The 15,267-nt window shown below is 56.4% G+C and carries 16 protein-coding genes and 1 pseudogene; 8 read left to right on the forward strand and 9 right to left on the reverse strand.

The genetic code is table 11. From position 1 onward, the window contains the following. On the reverse strand, positions 1-690 hold a 690-nt coding region (locus E1297_RS09575), incomplete at its 3' end, for an amino acid ABC transporter substrate-binding protein (RefSeq protein WP_209015727.1). 255 nt (positions 691-945) lie between these two features. On the opposite strand from E1297_RS09575, the gene metC reads away from it, so the two are divergent. Both metC and E1297_RS09585 read left to right on the forward strand, forming a co-directional pair. Continuing rightward, positions 946-2,124 carry a cystathionine beta-lyase gene (metC, locus tag E1297_RS09580; protein WP_155137198.1) on the forward strand — a complete coding sequence of 393 codons (1,179 nt, stop codon included), beginning with the start codon at positions 946-948 and terminating at the stop codon, positions 2,122-2,124. A gap of 97 nt (positions 2,125-2,221) precedes the next feature. After that, complete coding sequence (locus E1297_RS09585; RefSeq protein WP_155137201.1) at positions 2,222-3,061, forward strand: PhzF family phenazine biosynthesis protein; 840 nt, start codon at positions 2,222-2,224, stop codon at positions 3,059-3,061. 25 nt (positions 3,062-3,086) lie between these two features. Here the strand turns inward: E1297_RS09585 and E1297_RS09590 are convergent, their stop codons facing one another. From E1297_RS09590 to E1297_RS09605, 4 genes are read right to left on the reverse strand one after another with little or no spacing between them, the layout of a single operon-like run. Beyond that, positions 3,087-3,401: a lipid-A-disaccharide synthase N-terminal domain-containing protein gene (locus E1297_RS09590; RefSeq protein WP_155137204.1), complete on the reverse strand. Its 315-nt coding sequence runs from the start codon at positions 3,399-3,401 to the stop codon at positions 3,087-3,089. 58 nt (positions 3,402-3,459) lie between these two features. Beyond that, positions 3,460-4,221 (reverse strand): glycosyltransferase family 2 protein, encoded by a 762-nt coding sequence (locus E1297_RS09595; RefSeq protein ID WP_155137207.1) that lies wholly within the window; start codon positions 4,219-4,221, stop codon positions 3,460-3,462. Next, entirely contained in the window at positions 4,218-5,138 is a 921-nt protein-coding gene (locus E1297_RS09600; protein WP_155137210.1) for a phosphatase PAP2 family protein, read from the reverse strand. Before E1297_RS09600 ends, E1297_RS09595 begins: the two co-directional genes overlap by 4 nt. Before the next feature lie 9 nt (positions 5,139-5,147). Beyond that, positions 5,148-6,872 (reverse strand): glycosyltransferase family 39 protein, encoded by a 1,725-nt coding sequence (locus tag E1297_RS09605; RefSeq protein WP_155137213.1) that lies wholly within the window; start codon positions 6,870-6,872, stop codon positions 5,148-5,150. 178 nt (positions 6,873-7,050) lie between these two features. On the opposite strand from E1297_RS09605, the gene E1297_RS09610 reads away from it, so the two are divergent. Both E1297_RS09610 and E1297_RS09615 read left to right on the forward strand, forming a co-directional pair. Next, on the forward strand, positions 7,051-7,881 hold the full coding sequence (locus E1297_RS09610; protein WP_155137216.1) for a phosphodiesterase: 831 nt from the start codon (positions 7,051-7,053) through the stop codon (positions 7,879-7,881). Positions 7,882-7,944: 63 nt separating this feature from the next. Then, positions 7,945-8,496, forward strand: a complete 552-nt coding sequence (locus E1297_RS09615) for a CAP domain-containing protein (protein WP_155137219.1) — start codon at positions 7,945-7,947, stop codon at positions 8,494-8,496. A 198-nt stretch (positions 8,497-8,694) separates the two neighbouring features. Here E1297_RS09615 and E1297_RS09620 read toward each other — a convergent pair whose 3' ends face one another. Then, positions 8,695-10,044 carry a YcaO-like family protein gene (locus E1297_RS09620; protein WP_196223257.1) on the reverse strand — a complete coding sequence of 450 codons (1,350 nt, stop codon included), beginning with the start codon at positions 10,042-10,044 and terminating at the stop codon, positions 8,695-8,697. Between the two features lie 285 nt (positions 10,045-10,329). On the opposite strand from E1297_RS09620, the gene E1297_RS09625 reads away from it, so the two are divergent. Both E1297_RS09625 and E1297_RS09630 read left to right on the forward strand, forming a co-directional pair. Continuing rightward, entirely contained in the window at positions 10,330-10,620 is a 291-nt protein-coding gene (locus tag E1297_RS09625; protein WP_155137225.1) for a hypothetical protein, read from the forward strand. Positions 10,621-10,683: 63 nt separating this feature from the next. Continuing rightward, complete coding sequence (locus E1297_RS09630) at positions 10,684-10,971, forward strand: hypothetical protein (RefSeq protein WP_155137228.1); 288 nt, start codon at positions 10,684-10,686, stop codon at positions 10,969-10,971. A gap of 2 nt (positions 10,972-10,973) precedes the next feature. On the opposite strand, the gene E1297_RS50245 is transcribed toward E1297_RS09630, so the two are convergent. Both E1297_RS50245 and E1297_RS51260 read right to left on the reverse strand, forming a co-directional pair. Then, positions 10,974-12,218, reverse strand: coding sequence for a tetratricopeptide repeat protein (locus E1297_RS50245; protein WP_244327707.1), 1,245 nt, complete (start codon positions 12,216-12,218; stop codon positions 10,974-10,976). 84 nt (positions 12,219-12,302) lie between these two features. Further along, positions 12,303-12,995: pseudogene (locus tag E1297_RS51260) on the reverse strand (winged helix-turn-helix domain-containing protein); the annotation flags it as partial. Positions 12,996-13,129: 134 nt separating this feature from the next. Between E1297_RS51260 and E1297_RS09640 the strand changes: the two are divergent. Next, the gene (locus tag E1297_RS09640) at positions 13,130-13,378 is read left to right on the forward strand and encodes a hypothetical protein (protein WP_155137234.1); all 249 of its coding nucleotides are present in this window, start codon (positions 13,130-13,132) and stop codon (positions 13,376-13,378) included. A 377-nt stretch (positions 13,379-13,755) separates the two neighbouring features. Here the strand turns inward: E1297_RS09640 and E1297_RS09645 are convergent, their stop codons facing one another. Beyond that, positions 13,756-13,917, reverse strand: coding sequence for a hypothetical protein (locus E1297_RS09645; RefSeq protein WP_155137237.1), 162 nt, complete (start codon positions 13,915-13,917; stop codon positions 13,756-13,758). Positions 13,918-14,120: 203 nt separating this feature from the next. Here E1297_RS09645 and E1297_RS09650 point away from each other — a divergent pair, with 203 nt between their 5' ends. Then, positions 14,121-15,194 carry a helix-turn-helix domain-containing protein gene (locus tag E1297_RS09650; RefSeq protein WP_196223258.1) on the forward strand — a complete coding sequence of 358 codons (1,074 nt, stop codon included), beginning with the start codon at positions 14,121-14,123 and terminating at the stop codon, positions 15,192-15,194. The last annotated feature ends 73 nt before the right edge of the window (positions 15,195-15,267 follow it).

Raw genomic sequence — 15,267 nt, forward strand, 5'->3', positions numbered from 1 at the left:
ACGAACCACCGGGCCGAGCGGCTCCTTGGAAATGATCTCCGGCAGGATCACATGGTCTTCCGGATTGGTCAGCTTCAGGCGGTTGGCGTAGAGACCGGAGGCATCGGTGGTATAGACGTCGCAGCGCCCTGCATCGTAAGCGGCCGTCACCTCATCATTTTTCTCAAAGGCAACAACTTCGTAGGGCATGTTGTTCATGCGGAAGAAGTCGGCGACATTCAGTTCGGTCGTGGTGCCGGTTGCCGTGCAGACCGCAGCACCGGCCAGTTCCATGGCCGAACTGATGCCGAGTTCCTTGCGCACCATCATGGCCTGGCCATCATAATACATCACACCCGCAAAGTTGGCGCCCAGGTCCGTATCGCGGGACATGGTCCAGGTTGTCGTCCGCGACAGGAGATCGATTTCTCCGGACTGCAAGGCGGTGAACCGTTCTGCAGACCCGAGCGGACGGAACTTGACCGCTTGCGGATCGTCCAGGACCGCGGCTGCGACCGCACGGCAATAATCCACATCGAGGCCGGACCAGTTGCCTTCATTGTCAGGATTGGAAAAGCCCGGATTGCCCTGGCTGACACCGCAGGACAAATACCCAGCTTCCTTGATTTTTTCCACTGTCGCTGCGTTGGCTGCAGCACCGGTCAGCATGACGGCTCCGGCAAGAAGCGCTGTTTTCAGTGCTTGTTTCATGTGTTTTCCTCCGCGGCATGACCTTCGGGCATTACCGAAAAACCGGATTTGCTATGCCGCGGCGCTAGCGCCCCACATGGTGCCGTTATCAGGCCCCTTGCCAAACATGCAAATGAGGTATCCGATGGCCAGACCGCTGCCCACTCTGAGTTCAGGTACGGATTGAACCGCTTTTTCAAAACGTTATACAATCTCCGACTATCGATAATGCCCGGAAAGCTTCAGCGCGGCAGCTTCTTCAAACAAGTGGAAAAAATGAAAAACACTCATTCCCAGAAAGACAAAAAAGTCGACACTGTTCTGGCGCATGCCGGATGCTCGCCAGAGGCATTTCACGGCTTTGTCAATCCGCCGGTAGTGCATGCCTCGACGGTGCTGTTTCCCGACGTCGAAACCCTGACGACGGGAAATCAGAAATACACCTACGGGCGCCGGGGCAATCCGACAACGGACGCACTTGAACAGGCGATCATCGAGCTGGAAGGCGCAGCCGGTGCCAAGCTGGCCAATTCAGGACTGAACGCCATCGCGATGGCCTGTTTATCAAGCGTCAAGACCGGCGACCATATCCTGATCCCGGACAATGCTTACGGTCCGACCCGCTATTTCGCCGATACGGTTCTGCCGCGCTACAATGTCGAGGTGGAGTATTACGATCCCTCGCTGAACGCAGAGATTGCCAAGCGTTTCAAGCCGAATACATCCGTGGTGTTTGTCGAGGCCCCGGGCTCTTTGACCTTCGAAATGCAGGATATCCCGGTGATCGCCAAGGCCGCACACGGCATTGATGCGACGGTGATCATGGACAACACTTGGGCAAGTCCGCTCTTTTGCCAGCCGATTGCTCTCGGCGTTGATCTCTCGATCCAGGCAGGCACGAAATATATTGTCGGCCATTCCGACGTCATGCTCGGCACCATTGCCGCCAGCGAGCGGGCATGGCAGGCGCTCGATCAGATTCACGGCGCAATGGGCGTTCACGTTGCCCCAGATGACGTGTATCTGGCCCTGCGCGGTTTGCGCACTCTTTCCGTTCGCCTTGAACGGCACATGAAGAACACGCTTGAAGTGCTCGACTGGCTCGGCAAGCGCCCGGAAGTGAAAGCGCTGCGTTATCCCGCGCTCGAAACCGATCCCGGTCACGAAATCTGGAAACGGGATTTTTCCGGGGCCAGCGGATTGTGCGGCTTCGACTTTGCCGACGGGACAACGACGGCGCAGGCAAACGCGTTTTACGACGCGCTTGCATTGTTTGGCCTGGGATACTCCTGGGGCGGTTATGAAAGCCTGGCGATCCCGGTCAGATTGAAGGGGATGCGCACGGTCAACCTGCCTGATTCGGATGCCCATTGCGCACGCCTGCATATCGGCCTTGAAGACCCGGCGGATCTGATTCAGGACCTCGGCCAGGCGCTGGACACGGCCTTCGGCTGAATTGATCAATTGGATCAATATGTTTCATGAATAGTCACTCTTGTGACTTGAGGCCTTCGCACCACATCGAAGACCTCAAGCCACGGAGGGTACTCACATGAACGTCTTGCATATTTCCGCATTTTCAGATGGAGACACCGGCGGCAATCCGGCCGGAGTGGTAATCGGCGACACCCATCCGGCACCAGCCGACATGCAGGCGGCCGCAGCCAAGGTTGGCTATTCCGAAACCGTATTTGCGATGCCAACCGGTGACGGTCGCTGGCGGGTCCGGTACTTTTCGCCGCAATCCGAAGTCCCCTTTTGCGGCCACGCGACCATTGCGCTTGGCGCAGCACTTGCCGGCCAGTTCGGCGAGGGTGTCTATGACCTTGTTTTGAATGACGCCGAGATCACCGTCGAAGGCCGGAAAGACGAGGGCCGGTATCACGCGGCACTCCAGTCACCGGAAACCCGGAGCCGGATTTCACCACCTGATCTGACCGGCAAGGTTCTGGACCTCTTCGGATACGCGAAGTCAGACCTTGACGAGCGCATCCCGCCGGCTGTGATCCATGGCGGGGCCGATCATTTCGTACTTGCACTGAATGCGCGGCAGACCCTTTCAAACATGCGCTACGACATGGAGGCTGGCCGGAAGCTGATGACCGAAAACGGCTGGGTGACCATCCTGCTGGCCCATTGCGAAAACCAGCACCTGTTCCACACGCGCAACCCGTTTGCATCGGGCGGCGTCTACGAGGATCCGGCCACCGGAGCGGCCAGCGCAGCCTTTGCCGGTTATCTGCGGGACATCGATTGGCCCCATGCCGGAGGTATTGAAATCATCCAGGGCTCGGATATGGGCGCACAAAGCCGGATCTCGATCCGCATCCCCGATGCAAAAGGCAGCTCGGTCCGGGTATCAGGCGCCGCACGTCTGATGGAGACAACCTGAACCGCCATAGAGTGGCGTGGACGGGTCAGATTGCCGGATCACGCCGCTTTTCCTTGAAGATCAGCCACAGGTTCCGGAAATAAATCAGGAGGCCGAGCCCCTGGCCTGCAATGAATACGGGATCCTGCCGTTGAATGGCGTAGATCAGAAGCAGTGAGCCGCCACCGACCGAAAAGAACCAGAAAGCAACCGGAACGATGGACCTGCCGACGCGTTCCGAAGCAATCCACTGGATCATGAAACGCATCATGAACATTGCCTGGGCGAAAAAGCCGAGGACGATCCAGAAGTCGAATTGCTGAATAAAGACGGTATACAGCCAGTCGTAGAGAGCGTTCATGTGTAGTCCAGTCAGGTTCCAGGGCCCCCGGCCCTCTTATTCGCTATCGTTTCCAGGCTCAAGTCAAAGAACGAACAGCCGGGATCTTCTTGCGCCTGCGGCGAAGCCACCATACCCCGAAGAGATCAAGTATCCCGACCAGCGCACGGTCGAAAATTCCGTATTTCGACTGACCATGCCGGCGTTGGCGGTCCTGAACATCTATGTGAACGACGCCGTAGCCTTCACGAATGACCAGTGCAGGCAGGAAACGGTGCCAGCTGTCGAAATAGGGAAGCTGAAGAAAAACGTCGCGCCGGAGCGCCTTCAGCCCGCAACCGCTGTCGCGGGTATTGTCTCTCAGAATTGCGCCCCGCAGCTTGTTGGCAAACTTCGACGCGTAGCGCTTGGCGAGACTCGCCTTCCGGCCGACCCTCTGCCCGGCGGCCAGCGCCACTTCCGGCCCCGCTGACAAGAGCGCATCCACCAATTGCGGAATATAGGCCGGGTTGTTCTCGCCATCACCGTCAATGGTCGCCACCACGTCGCCGCGCGCATTCTGGAGGCCGGTCCGCACCGCACAACTTTGCCCGCACGCCACCTCGTGCCGGAACGGCCGCAACCACGCGTGCTCTGCCGCATATGCCTTCAAGACATCGCCCGTTCCATCGCTCGATCCATCGTCGACAACAATTACTTCGAAAGTCCGGCCGTCAAGCGCGTCCTTGATCTCGTCCAGCAAGATCGGCAGATTGTCTTTTTCATCCTTGGCCGGCACGACGACGGTCACCGCAGGGGCGCCATCGGATGCGGCCATGGCATCGCGGTAACTCAGACTCATGGTTTATCCTGTGTGTGTTCGCGGCGCGGCGCCGTATCCGTTTCGCTCATCCTGACAGCGTTCCGGCGGCCGCGCAGGGCATACCAGACAGCCGCTACGCAGGCTTTGGCGGACACTGGCCCCATGATCGGAACCACCGCCCCGCTGTCCGTATACTGGAAACTGATCCTGCGCCGGGCGAGCGCGCGAGCGGTAAAAAACGTGAAGGTAAAGCCGAGCAAGATGCCTGCTATGACGTCACTCGGATAGTGCGCTCCGACCATGATGCGGCTGAAAGCTGCCCAGAAAGCCGCGACGGCAATCAGCCAGCGGTAGCCCGGGAACAGAAGGGCCAGCGCCGTAGCAAGCGCCCCGACCGTCGTGGAATGGCCGGACGGAAAGCTTGCAAAGGACGACTTGAATGCAAAAAGCTCGAAGTGGACCGGGCCAAGCTGCTCGTAGAGCTTCGGACGGGCCCGGCCGAGCGACCATTTGAACAGGATCGCGAGCACTCCGGAACCGGCCACCGAGTAGAAGACAAAACCGGCATAAGTAAACACGGCCCCGACGGTCATGCGCATGCGGAATGTCAGCTCCTGCGCATTCAGGCAAAGCAAGGCGAGGCAGACCACGCCCGTCGACCACAAGATCCAGCCGGACTTGCCGATATCGGTAAAGAAGTTGAAGGTTGCCCAGTACTCTGATGGCAAAGACCGTATCCAGGGAAAACTCGGAATATCGAATACGATGACCGCAATGCCGACCGTAAGGACGAGAACCGCAAGGATATCCTGCGGTCTCTGCCCCGGCTTCAACGGCACCTTCAGCCCGTCAGCCCGGTCACGCCTGTTTGCGAAAATCTGACCGACCCGGCGCATATTGGCGCGCATGCGCCCGCCGACAAGCCGGAACCGGCCTCCGATACCCTGTTGTTTCATTGCGTACACTTATTGTCCGTGAGAAGGCGCTGCTGCCCTGTAAAGCCCGATATCCGTCTCGTCACCACCATTGATGTTGAGGCCCTCTACCCTGCTTACGAGCATAGGCACAACCCCCAAGGACTTTGCAGCCCCAAGAAACGCGTCCTCATTGCGGCTTTCTATGGCAGCAATACGACACCCTTCGCCGGATTTCGCCAAAAACCCGGCGGCGTCTTGAGGCGACACGATCCGGGTAGCGGTTCCTTCCAGGAAGATGAAGCTGGGCTCGTTGAAGCCGCTGGTCACAACGGCAGGCCGGGAACAATCCGGAACATCGTTAATCGCGGCAACCAGCCGCGGACTGATCCAGATGGCCGTCAAGGCCGGACCGGTAAAGCCCCAAACACCGATTGCCACCAGAACAGCCGCACTCATGCTCGGCAACACGGCCTTCATCAGTTCCGCCCGTACAATACGTGCGGCTGCGGCCAGGGCCAGCAGCGCCCCGAACACACTCAGCACCACACCGGGAGGCGACGGCCAGTTGCCGAGGAAAAACGGCCCTGCAAAAGCGGCAATGGCAACACCTACGGCTGGAAGGGCAAGAACAACCGCGGCCACCCAGCGGAGCCAGCGCCGTGTTCCCCCGCCGCCATCCATCAGGGCCGCAGCCACGGGCAATGCCAGCGCGGGCAAAAGCGGCATTGTGTAATGCGGCAGCTTGGTCGCCACCAATTCAAAGACAATCCATGACGGCACGAACCAGGCAAAGCAGAATATCACCAGCGGGCTTTTCTGCTGCGCCCAAATGACGGGCAAACAAGCCAGGAAAAACGCCGGAAGCGGCCAGAAGGTGCCAAACATGGCAGCCAGATGCGTCAAGGGGGGCGCCCCGTGGCTTTCCTGCCCCTGCCCCACCTTGCCAAGCAGGTCCCGGCCGATCGCTTCGGTGAAGAACGCGCCATCCGTCGCGGCCCAAATCGCAACGAACCAGGGCACCACCAGCAGTACAAACCAGATAAAGCCCCATAGCGGAACCGCAGCCCGGAACCATTTGATCCCCCGTTCCATGGCCGCAAGCAGAACAACCGTCAGACCGACGACCATCAATCCGACCGGTCCCTTGATCAATACACTCGCAGCCAATGCGGTCCAGAAGACGAAGCCTAGCCCCCACAAACGCTTGTCCGGCCGCCGAATCCAGATCCGCGCCAGCGCGCCTTGTGCAAGAATGATGGTCAAAAACAGGACAGCATCTGTCTTGGCGAGCCGGGCTTCGACCCCGACAATGATCGCGCAGGCGACAAATATTCCGGCAAGCAACGCTCCTGCTGGCCCCATGAACGCCCTTGCCAGCCAGAAACTTGCAAGAACGGCCATGGTCGCGCCGATCAGGGACGGCAAACGATAGACCCACAAAGGCGCATCCGCACCTTTGCCGCTCAATTCGGCAGCGGCCGCCTGCAGCCAGTAGATCCCGATGGGTTTCTTGTAGCGCGCCTCGTCCTGAAACCGGATGTCGACATAATTGCCGGTTTCGAGCATCTGCTTGGTCGCCTGCGTGAAACGCGGCTCGTCCCGGTCGAGTGGCGGGACTGTCCATTGGCCCGGCACGAACAAGAACAAGGACAACACCAGCAGGAACAATGGCGCTGAAATGTCGTGGCCGAACAGTTTCAACCAGAAGGGTTTACCCGCAGGCTTCGGTGAAACGGTTGACGGGTTGGTGTCCGTGTCTTGCGTCGGGGTCATGGGCGTCCACTTGGTCGATTTCCGCAAAGGCCCGGGCCATGATGGCCGTAATGGAACCTCCGCGTCGCTTCTCCTACATGAGGATTTGGAAAAGGGGAACCGGCGCTTGCGCGGCACAAGCGGATCTCTATCGTATCCGGATTGGTTTAACAGCTGCCCGATGGAGCTGGAGCGGCACATGACATTGATTGCGCATATCTCCGATTTGCACCTGCGCCCGCGCGGCCTGCCATGCTTGCGGGTCAGCGACACAAACATGCTTGCCGAGCGCGCGATCCGGGCTTTGGCCAGCCTGTCTCCGCGCCCCGACGCTCTCGTGATCAGCGGCGACCTGACCGACCGGGACGACCCTCGCGAATATGCCGTCGCCCGCCGCCTTCTCAAACGCCTTCCGATGCCTGTGTACCTCATTCCGGGAAATCACGACAGCAGTGAAGGCATGCGCTCCAACCTCGCGGATTTTCCAGGGATCAGCGACAGCACCGGTGAAAAACTCTGGTATGCGGCCGATATCGGGGACCTGCGGCTGATCGCCCTGGATAGCCACGACCCGGGCAAACCCGGCGGCAGGTTGGGAACCGCCCAACTTTCCTGGCTCGCAAAAGAGCTCGCCTCCAGCACAAAGCCGACTATCGTGGCACTCCACCACCCGCCCGCGGACACCGGCATCGTCCACTTGGATGCCATGGGTCTGGCCGATTCAGAGGCACTGGAAGACGCTCTGCGCGGGCACCCGCAGGTCAAACGCATCCTGTGCGGCCATATTCACCGCTCAATCGTGGCCGAGTTTGCAGGCACGATCATGACGCTTGTCCCCAGCACAGCACATCAGGTTGCCCTTGACCTTGCCCCGGACGCGCCAGCCCTATTCAACTTCGAGCCGGCCGCCTATTACCTCCATCTGCTGACGGGCAAAGGCGACGTGGTCACCCATACCGGCTATGTGGAACCCTTCCCCGGCCCGTTTGATTTTTTCGCGGATGAAGGCGTGACATGGCCCGGCGATTGAGACATGAAGGCCCGCACGATGGACAGACCATTGCATGACAAGCCCTGACGGAGACAGCCTTCCATGACTTCCGCATCGCCGCGCCTGACGGCCATTGCAATTGCATTTTCCATGATGGCGCTGTCAGCCCTGTCGGCATGCAGCGCGCTGCCAGGCGGAAAGGATATAAGCTCCGAAACGGTGATTGCCCGAGCTTCCGTCAATGACACACAAATGCTGTCCATGCTCAATGCCTACCGCCAGAAACACGGCCTCGCACCGCTCAAGCTCGACCCGCGCCTCAACGAGGTGTCGGCAGACATGGCGCATCACATAGCCAAACGCGACAGCATGAAGACCTGGGCCCATAGCGCGTTCGGCCTGTCCCAGCGGCTCGACAAGGCGCGCTATGCAAACTACGCGGGCGCGGAAAATCTGGGGGCCGGATATGCCACGCTGCCGGCGGCGTTCTCCGGCTGGCAAGGCTCGGCAGACCACAACAAGAACCTTTTGAACCCTTATGTCACCCGTGTCGGCATTGCCCGGGTAAACCGGTCCGATGGCAAATGGCGGAATTTCTGGGTGATGACGCTGTCGCGCCCCTACGAAGACGGCCGGCCAGTGATCAGACCGTGATCCATCCGTGATTTCTTAAATCACGCATAGAAAAAGGAGGCGGGATGTCCCGCCTCAAGTCGTTTCCAGAGACCCCAAGAGGGGCGTGGCAATCGCCAGTGAGAACACTGCTCAAAAGTGGAGTGTTATTCTCAGGTATTGTTCTAACGCGGGTCACAGCCCCTGTCAACGGAACTTGACCATCCCTGATGTCCGCCATCAAAACGGAAACGGGGGACGTTGCGCCAGTTGCGCTTCCGACGGTGCTTTGCCGGTGAGGCCAAGGTCAACACACACATCGAACAGGCGTGATTTTCCAAAACGCGGCTGCCATGTGCAAAGCGCGCCCGAGAGAACCTTGACTGTCGGAATCCGAAGGTCGGACCGGGTGAGGTCACAGGCCCACAGATCAATTCCCTTCGCCGCACACGCGTCAATCAGACACTGATAGGAATGGACCTGCCCCAGCTGCACGCCGTCATCTTCCGGCACCCCCCCAATTTTGAGATCGTCAAAAATGCGCGTTTGGCGCGCATATTCAAGCACAGGGCTTGCAGAGTGTTCTGCCTCGTTTCCGTCAATCTTGCGCGCCGACAGGGCGGTCATCAGTTCGGTCTGATACATTTCGCGGACCGCACCAGAGGCCGCCTCCCGAAAATCGCCGGAAGCCGACACGCCAAGTGCGCCCCAATAACCGTCCGGCGCCGCCGAAATTGCACTCACCACATGAACCGGAAGATCCGTCAGAACCCGGAAAATCCGGGTCTGACGATGCCGCTGCTCCAAGTGAAGACAGATTTTTTCAGGCAGGATCTGTGGATAAAAGCGCTTTGGAATTGCTGTTATCCCCAGCCGGTTGTACCAGACGCGGGCAAACGCGTCACGCTCCACCAGCTCATAGACAGCCCGCTCGACAGCGCCTTCACGGGTCCGCCAGACAGCGCTTCCGATCGTTGATGCCAGACCCGGAATCCGCAGTCCCTCACGCGCGCCCTCCCCGAACAAAACAGCAAGGGAAGGCAACTGGCCTTCACGGTTATCCACCAGGTTCCTGACCCTCACACGCCGGGTTGAAAGCGCATTCCAGTGAATGCTCCGGCCGTCCCAAACCGGGTCTAAAACGCGCTGCTTTCCGACAAGCGCGCGCTCCTGATCCGGACTGAACCCGAGGAAAGGTCCGGCCGCCAGATCGGGCAACCCGGCTCGCACCTCACCTATCCGCGCATCACCCCCGTCTTCGCAAAAAAAGCCAAGCCTTTCCGCCAACTCTCCAAGACATCCCAGAGCCGCTTGCGCAGGCGTTTCCGACTGCCCGCCGGCGGCAATTGCAGGCCGGAATTTGCCGGTTCCGGCGCTTGTCCCCGCCCCGCCCGGAGCGATGGCCGTGCAAAAATGCAAGGGCGCCCCCCTGGAAGGGAGTGGGCGCATGTCCGGTTGATACCGGTCGATCAAGGGTGCAAACAACTCAAGATCCTGAAGCGTCACCCCAGGACCGGGCACAATCCCGGTTGACAACCGCATGAGAATCCCGCACCGCACAAGATCGGCAACCGGCTTCTTCGCAAGCATTTCGCTGTCAACCGGATACGGAGCAGACACACCTGATAGTTTAAACCACCTAATTATACAATCAACAATCATCCAGACACCAAAAGACTAAATCAACTATCAGTTGCCAATATCAAGAATTAGTATCAAGATATTGAACACTTTCCTGCATGGTGAGAGAAAAACAGTGCGCATCAACTTCAACCAGTTCTTGATGCCAACATCTTCTTGAGCCTCGAAATCTTTTTCAAAAAAGAACAGCGGCCAGATATCGCAGGACTTTCACTTAATTCAGGAGAGAGCAACATGACACAGCATACATTTTCCAGCAACAAGATGGAACTGGGCGCGAAACTTGGCGCCATCCTGCAAGACCCGCAAAAACGCGCCGAACTTGTTGAGAGCCCGAAAACCACCCTTGCGCGCATCGGCGCCAATTCCGACCTTACCATTCTCGCCGACACCGCAGACACGGTTCACATCCTGATCCCTGCAGAGGTTGATGCTGCCCGGGTCGCCGCCGAAGACGAAGCCTATTTCGAAGAACTCGGGCGGCAGGCGCTAGGCGTTTGCATGTATGACGATATCCCCGAATAACCCTAATAGCCTAGGGGGCTAGTAGGCAACCAGCCCCCACACTTCAATTGCTAGGAACGTTCTATGGCTCGGTTTCCCTTCTTTAAAAACAATGTAAGAGCTCTCGGAAAAATACTCGCCCAAGCATCAATTGACGATGTTTTTGCCGAGCATTTCGCTTCCAGCCCCAATAAAATATTGAAAGATGCGGGACTTCCAGAACAAACAACAAGCCTATTCAATATAGTTATTGCAAAAAATGATTTAGCGAAAAGAAAGGTTATCTTGCCGTACAAATTGAATACTAAAAAATTGTCTGAACTAGATCACGAATACACAACAAGAGTAGGGGAAATTCTGACAACAAACTAAAATCATGAAACTCTGCTCTTTATAAAATCGGTACCTTTAAGAAAATTCACCCTTGTACCGGGATCTTTAAAGAGTTCCGCCCGACTCTCAACTGCCTGCAATTCATGCACGACACCATGGATATCAATCTGCCTGGTAATTGCCGTGCCCTCTTTCACCATTTCTACAGCATGCTCAGCTTCACTGATCCGTCCGGCACAGATTAATGCGGCAACTCGTGTCGTTAGTCCAAAAACACTTGAAATTGGCGCTTTCTGAAGAAAATCTGCCGCATCATCAAATTCCGAAGCCGAAAAATAAACATTTGCAAGATATTCATAAAATACTCTCGGAACAGCCTGAAGCAAGTTGTAGGCTTTTCGAGCATAAGACTTGGCCAACTCGATTTCCCCCAAGAACCCTAATCCTTCCGCCACTGACAGGATATTGCTAGCGTCCAACGGTCCCAAATGAGCCGCCCTCTTAAAAGAACGCAGTGCATCATCAGGCTCCGATGCGGTCATAAGAGCCCAAGCGTGAATGCGCTGATTGATTGTTTGCCAAGGATCAAGCGCGACTGCTCGCTCAGCATTTAATACTATTTCTTCCGGCCTCGGGAGAGCTAAAACATCGTAAGGGTAATAAATCACCTGCTTCAACTGTATTGAAGCCTTTCCAGCATAAGCCATCGAGAATGAATTCTGAGTTTTCTGTATCTCCTCTAAAATTTTAAGTGCCTTTTGATCCGAAGCTGAGGAAAATTCCCAGAGCAGCGCCTCAGCCTGGCACCATTTCGCAAAAGGCGTTTGCGCTCCGGGCTTCAGGAGCCGGGAGATCACAAGATTGCGCACACGTGTAACCGTCTGAACAGCAGCCTCCCGGGCTCCGCCTTCGCCGCGCACAAGGTCAAAGTCGACAATATCGTTAAACAGGATCTGGCCGGTGGCCCGGTTCTCGAACTGAATATAGACCGTGTTTTTTGCATCGTCCCGCCGGCACCTCAGCAGGAAACTGCCCAACTCGTCATGCTCGACACGGGAAACCTGATAACCGTCCTGATCATCGAAATATTCCGCCTGATAGAGATCGAAAGCGCGGAATGAAGATAACCCGGCTGTTATTTCGTCACTCAGAACCCTGCTCTCCCGGGAACCGCGCCCGCTAGCCGCAAGCGTATGGATTGAGATCTTCGGAAGCCGGATCGCTTCGGAATCGTCTATCCAGATGGCGTCCGGCTTTTCCGGCGAGGCCCGAAGACCATGCGCCACAGTTTCCTCACCGCCACCGTCAAGCAGGGACCGGGTTTCCGGGTCCGGCTCGGCGTCCAGCATGGTCCGCATTTCGTGCTCGCAGACCTTGTATTGACGCGCCGCACGTTCCTTCTGGCCTTGTGCCACATGAAGGCGGATCAGGATCTGATGCGCTTCCTCAAGCGCCGGATCGACATGCAGCAGGAATTTGCAAGCCGCCTCGATCCGGCCCGCGGCCTTCGGCAGCCGCGCCAGATCCAGCTGTTTCAACACGTCCGCGGCGATCCGGGACTGAATTCGCTCCCGCTCGACCAGCAGCCAGCCGTCAAACTGGGGATCTATCCCCTCAAAGCCGCCGAGAAACGGCCCCCGCCACAATTCGGTCGCGGCTTCGAAATCCTCCGCCGAACCGCGCTCCACGAGGCGCTCGATCATCGGCAGGTCCCAGGCCAGCTGCGCCGTACTGATTGTCAACGTGCCCGCCCGGGTCCGGATCACATCGGGCCCGGCCGCCTCCAACGCGACCCGGATCTGACGCAATGCCTGCCGCAAGGACTGGACCGCCTTGCCACGCTCCGCATCGCTCCAGAACAGGTCCGCAAGCTCGTCGCGCTGGACCGTGTGACCTTGCGCCCGCAAGACAAACGCCAGAATAGCAAAAGCCTTACGCGTTTTTACAATGATTTGAGTACCATGAGAATCAAAAACCTGCGGCACACCCAAAGTCCGAACGGTAAGCGGGTGCTTCGATGAAACCTCTGATTCTTTGGGAACTTCCAGTATGTCTGTGGTCATGCTCACCCAATAAACCGGCGTGTCTCCGGAACAGTCCGGGAAATCATATCACGGTTGTGTCACGGCACAACCTCAAGCTTGCTCCACTGCCCCACATGTTGCGGGGTTTGAGTAACAGGATGGTGGGTAAACGGATGTCGAAGGCAATCAAGAGAGATATCGAAGACGCTTTGTCGGACGAGCTGGAGCGCGACTCCCTGAAGCGCATGATCTATTTCACCAAGCGAGAGGCGGAAAAGGACGGCAGGGCATTTTGCGCCTATTTTCTGCAGATGGCTCTAAGCTGCCTTGATGAAGAGACAGACGAGATGAACGAGATCGTACGGGCCAAGATCACCCGGATCCCCGTTCAGGCCGACAGCAAAACCACGCCGGCCGCTTAGGGCGATACGCGCTGGCATCCGCCAGCTGCCGGGGGGCATTTCGTTTCGCCAGAATTCACAAGCACCTGGGGCTCAATGTCCGCGTATGGACTTTGAGCCCTTCTTGTTTCCGCTCAGGACGCACACGGGAGCCCGCCAGCTCGCGGGAAAACCGGCTGCGGCCGCCGGTCTCCATAACGGGCTTTGACCCATAGCAGCTTTCGGTGCCGACAACGGCAGCCGAAAAGCCGGCACCAAACAAAAAGATTGAAAAAATGGCGCCCCCGTCAGGGCTGAAAGGGCAATTTGTTTTGCTTGCCCATCCCCCGCTGCACCCCGGCGCAAGTGCCTATTTGCGCCATTGACAATCAAAGGGAATTGTACGCGTCCGCCGCTCCCTAAAACCGCACAACATTGTCCGGCAGATCCGGCAGCATAAAGGGCGCTGTCTGCACGGCCCGGGCCTTCCGGCAGATCATGTATCTTGCACCCAGATGCGCGCTGCACAGCACGTCGACCACCATCCGCGCCAGCTCAAGCCGGGTGCCCGTTGAGATCATATCAGCCGGGCCTGATCCGGCCGCGCCCCACACCTCGACCGAGAAGATATCATCTGCTGATATTTAACAATAATTCGCGACATATCCATTTGATAAAATTCATATTCGGTCTTTTTATCAAACATAAAATATGTTTGTTTTCTATTTTTTTGAAGTCTATTTTGTATGTAGTTCTAACTATAATCTAGCGCCCCATGGTTAGTATGCCAGTCAATAACTCGCGCAATAACGAGAATGATGCCAGGACATACGACCTGATCCGTTCAGTATTTGATACATCTCTTATTGAAACCGCCGGACAGTATGAGGTGTGGAGAGAGAGCATCTCGTGTATTTTCGACACAGAGGCCCAAAGGGAACCCATCAAAAACGGTTTTCCGGCGCGGATCGAGGCAACGCGGTTCAATACGCTTTTATTTTCAAAAACCATTTGCCCTGCGCAGAAATGGACCCGCACTCCGCTAAGAATTGCCGCAGATGGAATGGATCACCTTATGATCCAGCTTTACAAACGCGGTGAACACACTTGGCAAAAAAATGATAACGATATCGATCTCCCGAAAGGCGGATTACTTGTGTTCGACCTTTCTCAGGAAACAAGGGCGTTTACAACAGACTCCGAGAACTTATCCGTAATTATTCCTAAGTCTCTTTTTGCTGATCGCATCAATTTATCGCTCAATTACCACATGAAGATACTCTATCCAAACAATGCAATTAATTCATTATTGTATAATCATTTGCTGGATATTGACCGAATTTCCCAAATCATTACACCTTCCGAAGCTTGCCATATTGCACCTTCTACAGTAGGCCTCTTGGCATCCTGCTTGAATATGGGCGTTGAATTTGACGACCCAGCTCAAAAACCTGCAATCGATTCCGCCGTATTTCGAAGAATAACCAGTTTTATTGATGTTAATCTATGCAATATGAAACTTAACGCTAAATATATTTCCGAAAATATCGGAGTATCGAGATCAGGACTCTACAGGATATTCAATCGCTTTGGCGGGGTTGAAAACTATATAAAAAAAAGGAGGTTAGATGACTCATTTCGGGTACTATCTGATCCTTCGCAGAATCGGCGTAAAATTCTGGATGTTGCATTTGACGCTGGGTACAATACGCATTCCTCTTTCTGCAAGGCATTTAAGAATCAGTTCAACATATCACCACAAGAGCTTCGAAAGAATAATTTTGCCAAAGAAAGAGGCTACGCGATCGATATTGCGGTAGACCGAACTTACGAACGGTGGCTTCACAGCATGAATTGATAAAAAGCCTGCTCTATGAAGATCTGCCCCCATTTCTGCACAACCGGTAGTGTCAAAGATCTTTCGCACTTTT

The organism is Roseibium sp. RKSG952, from assembly GCF_009711355.1.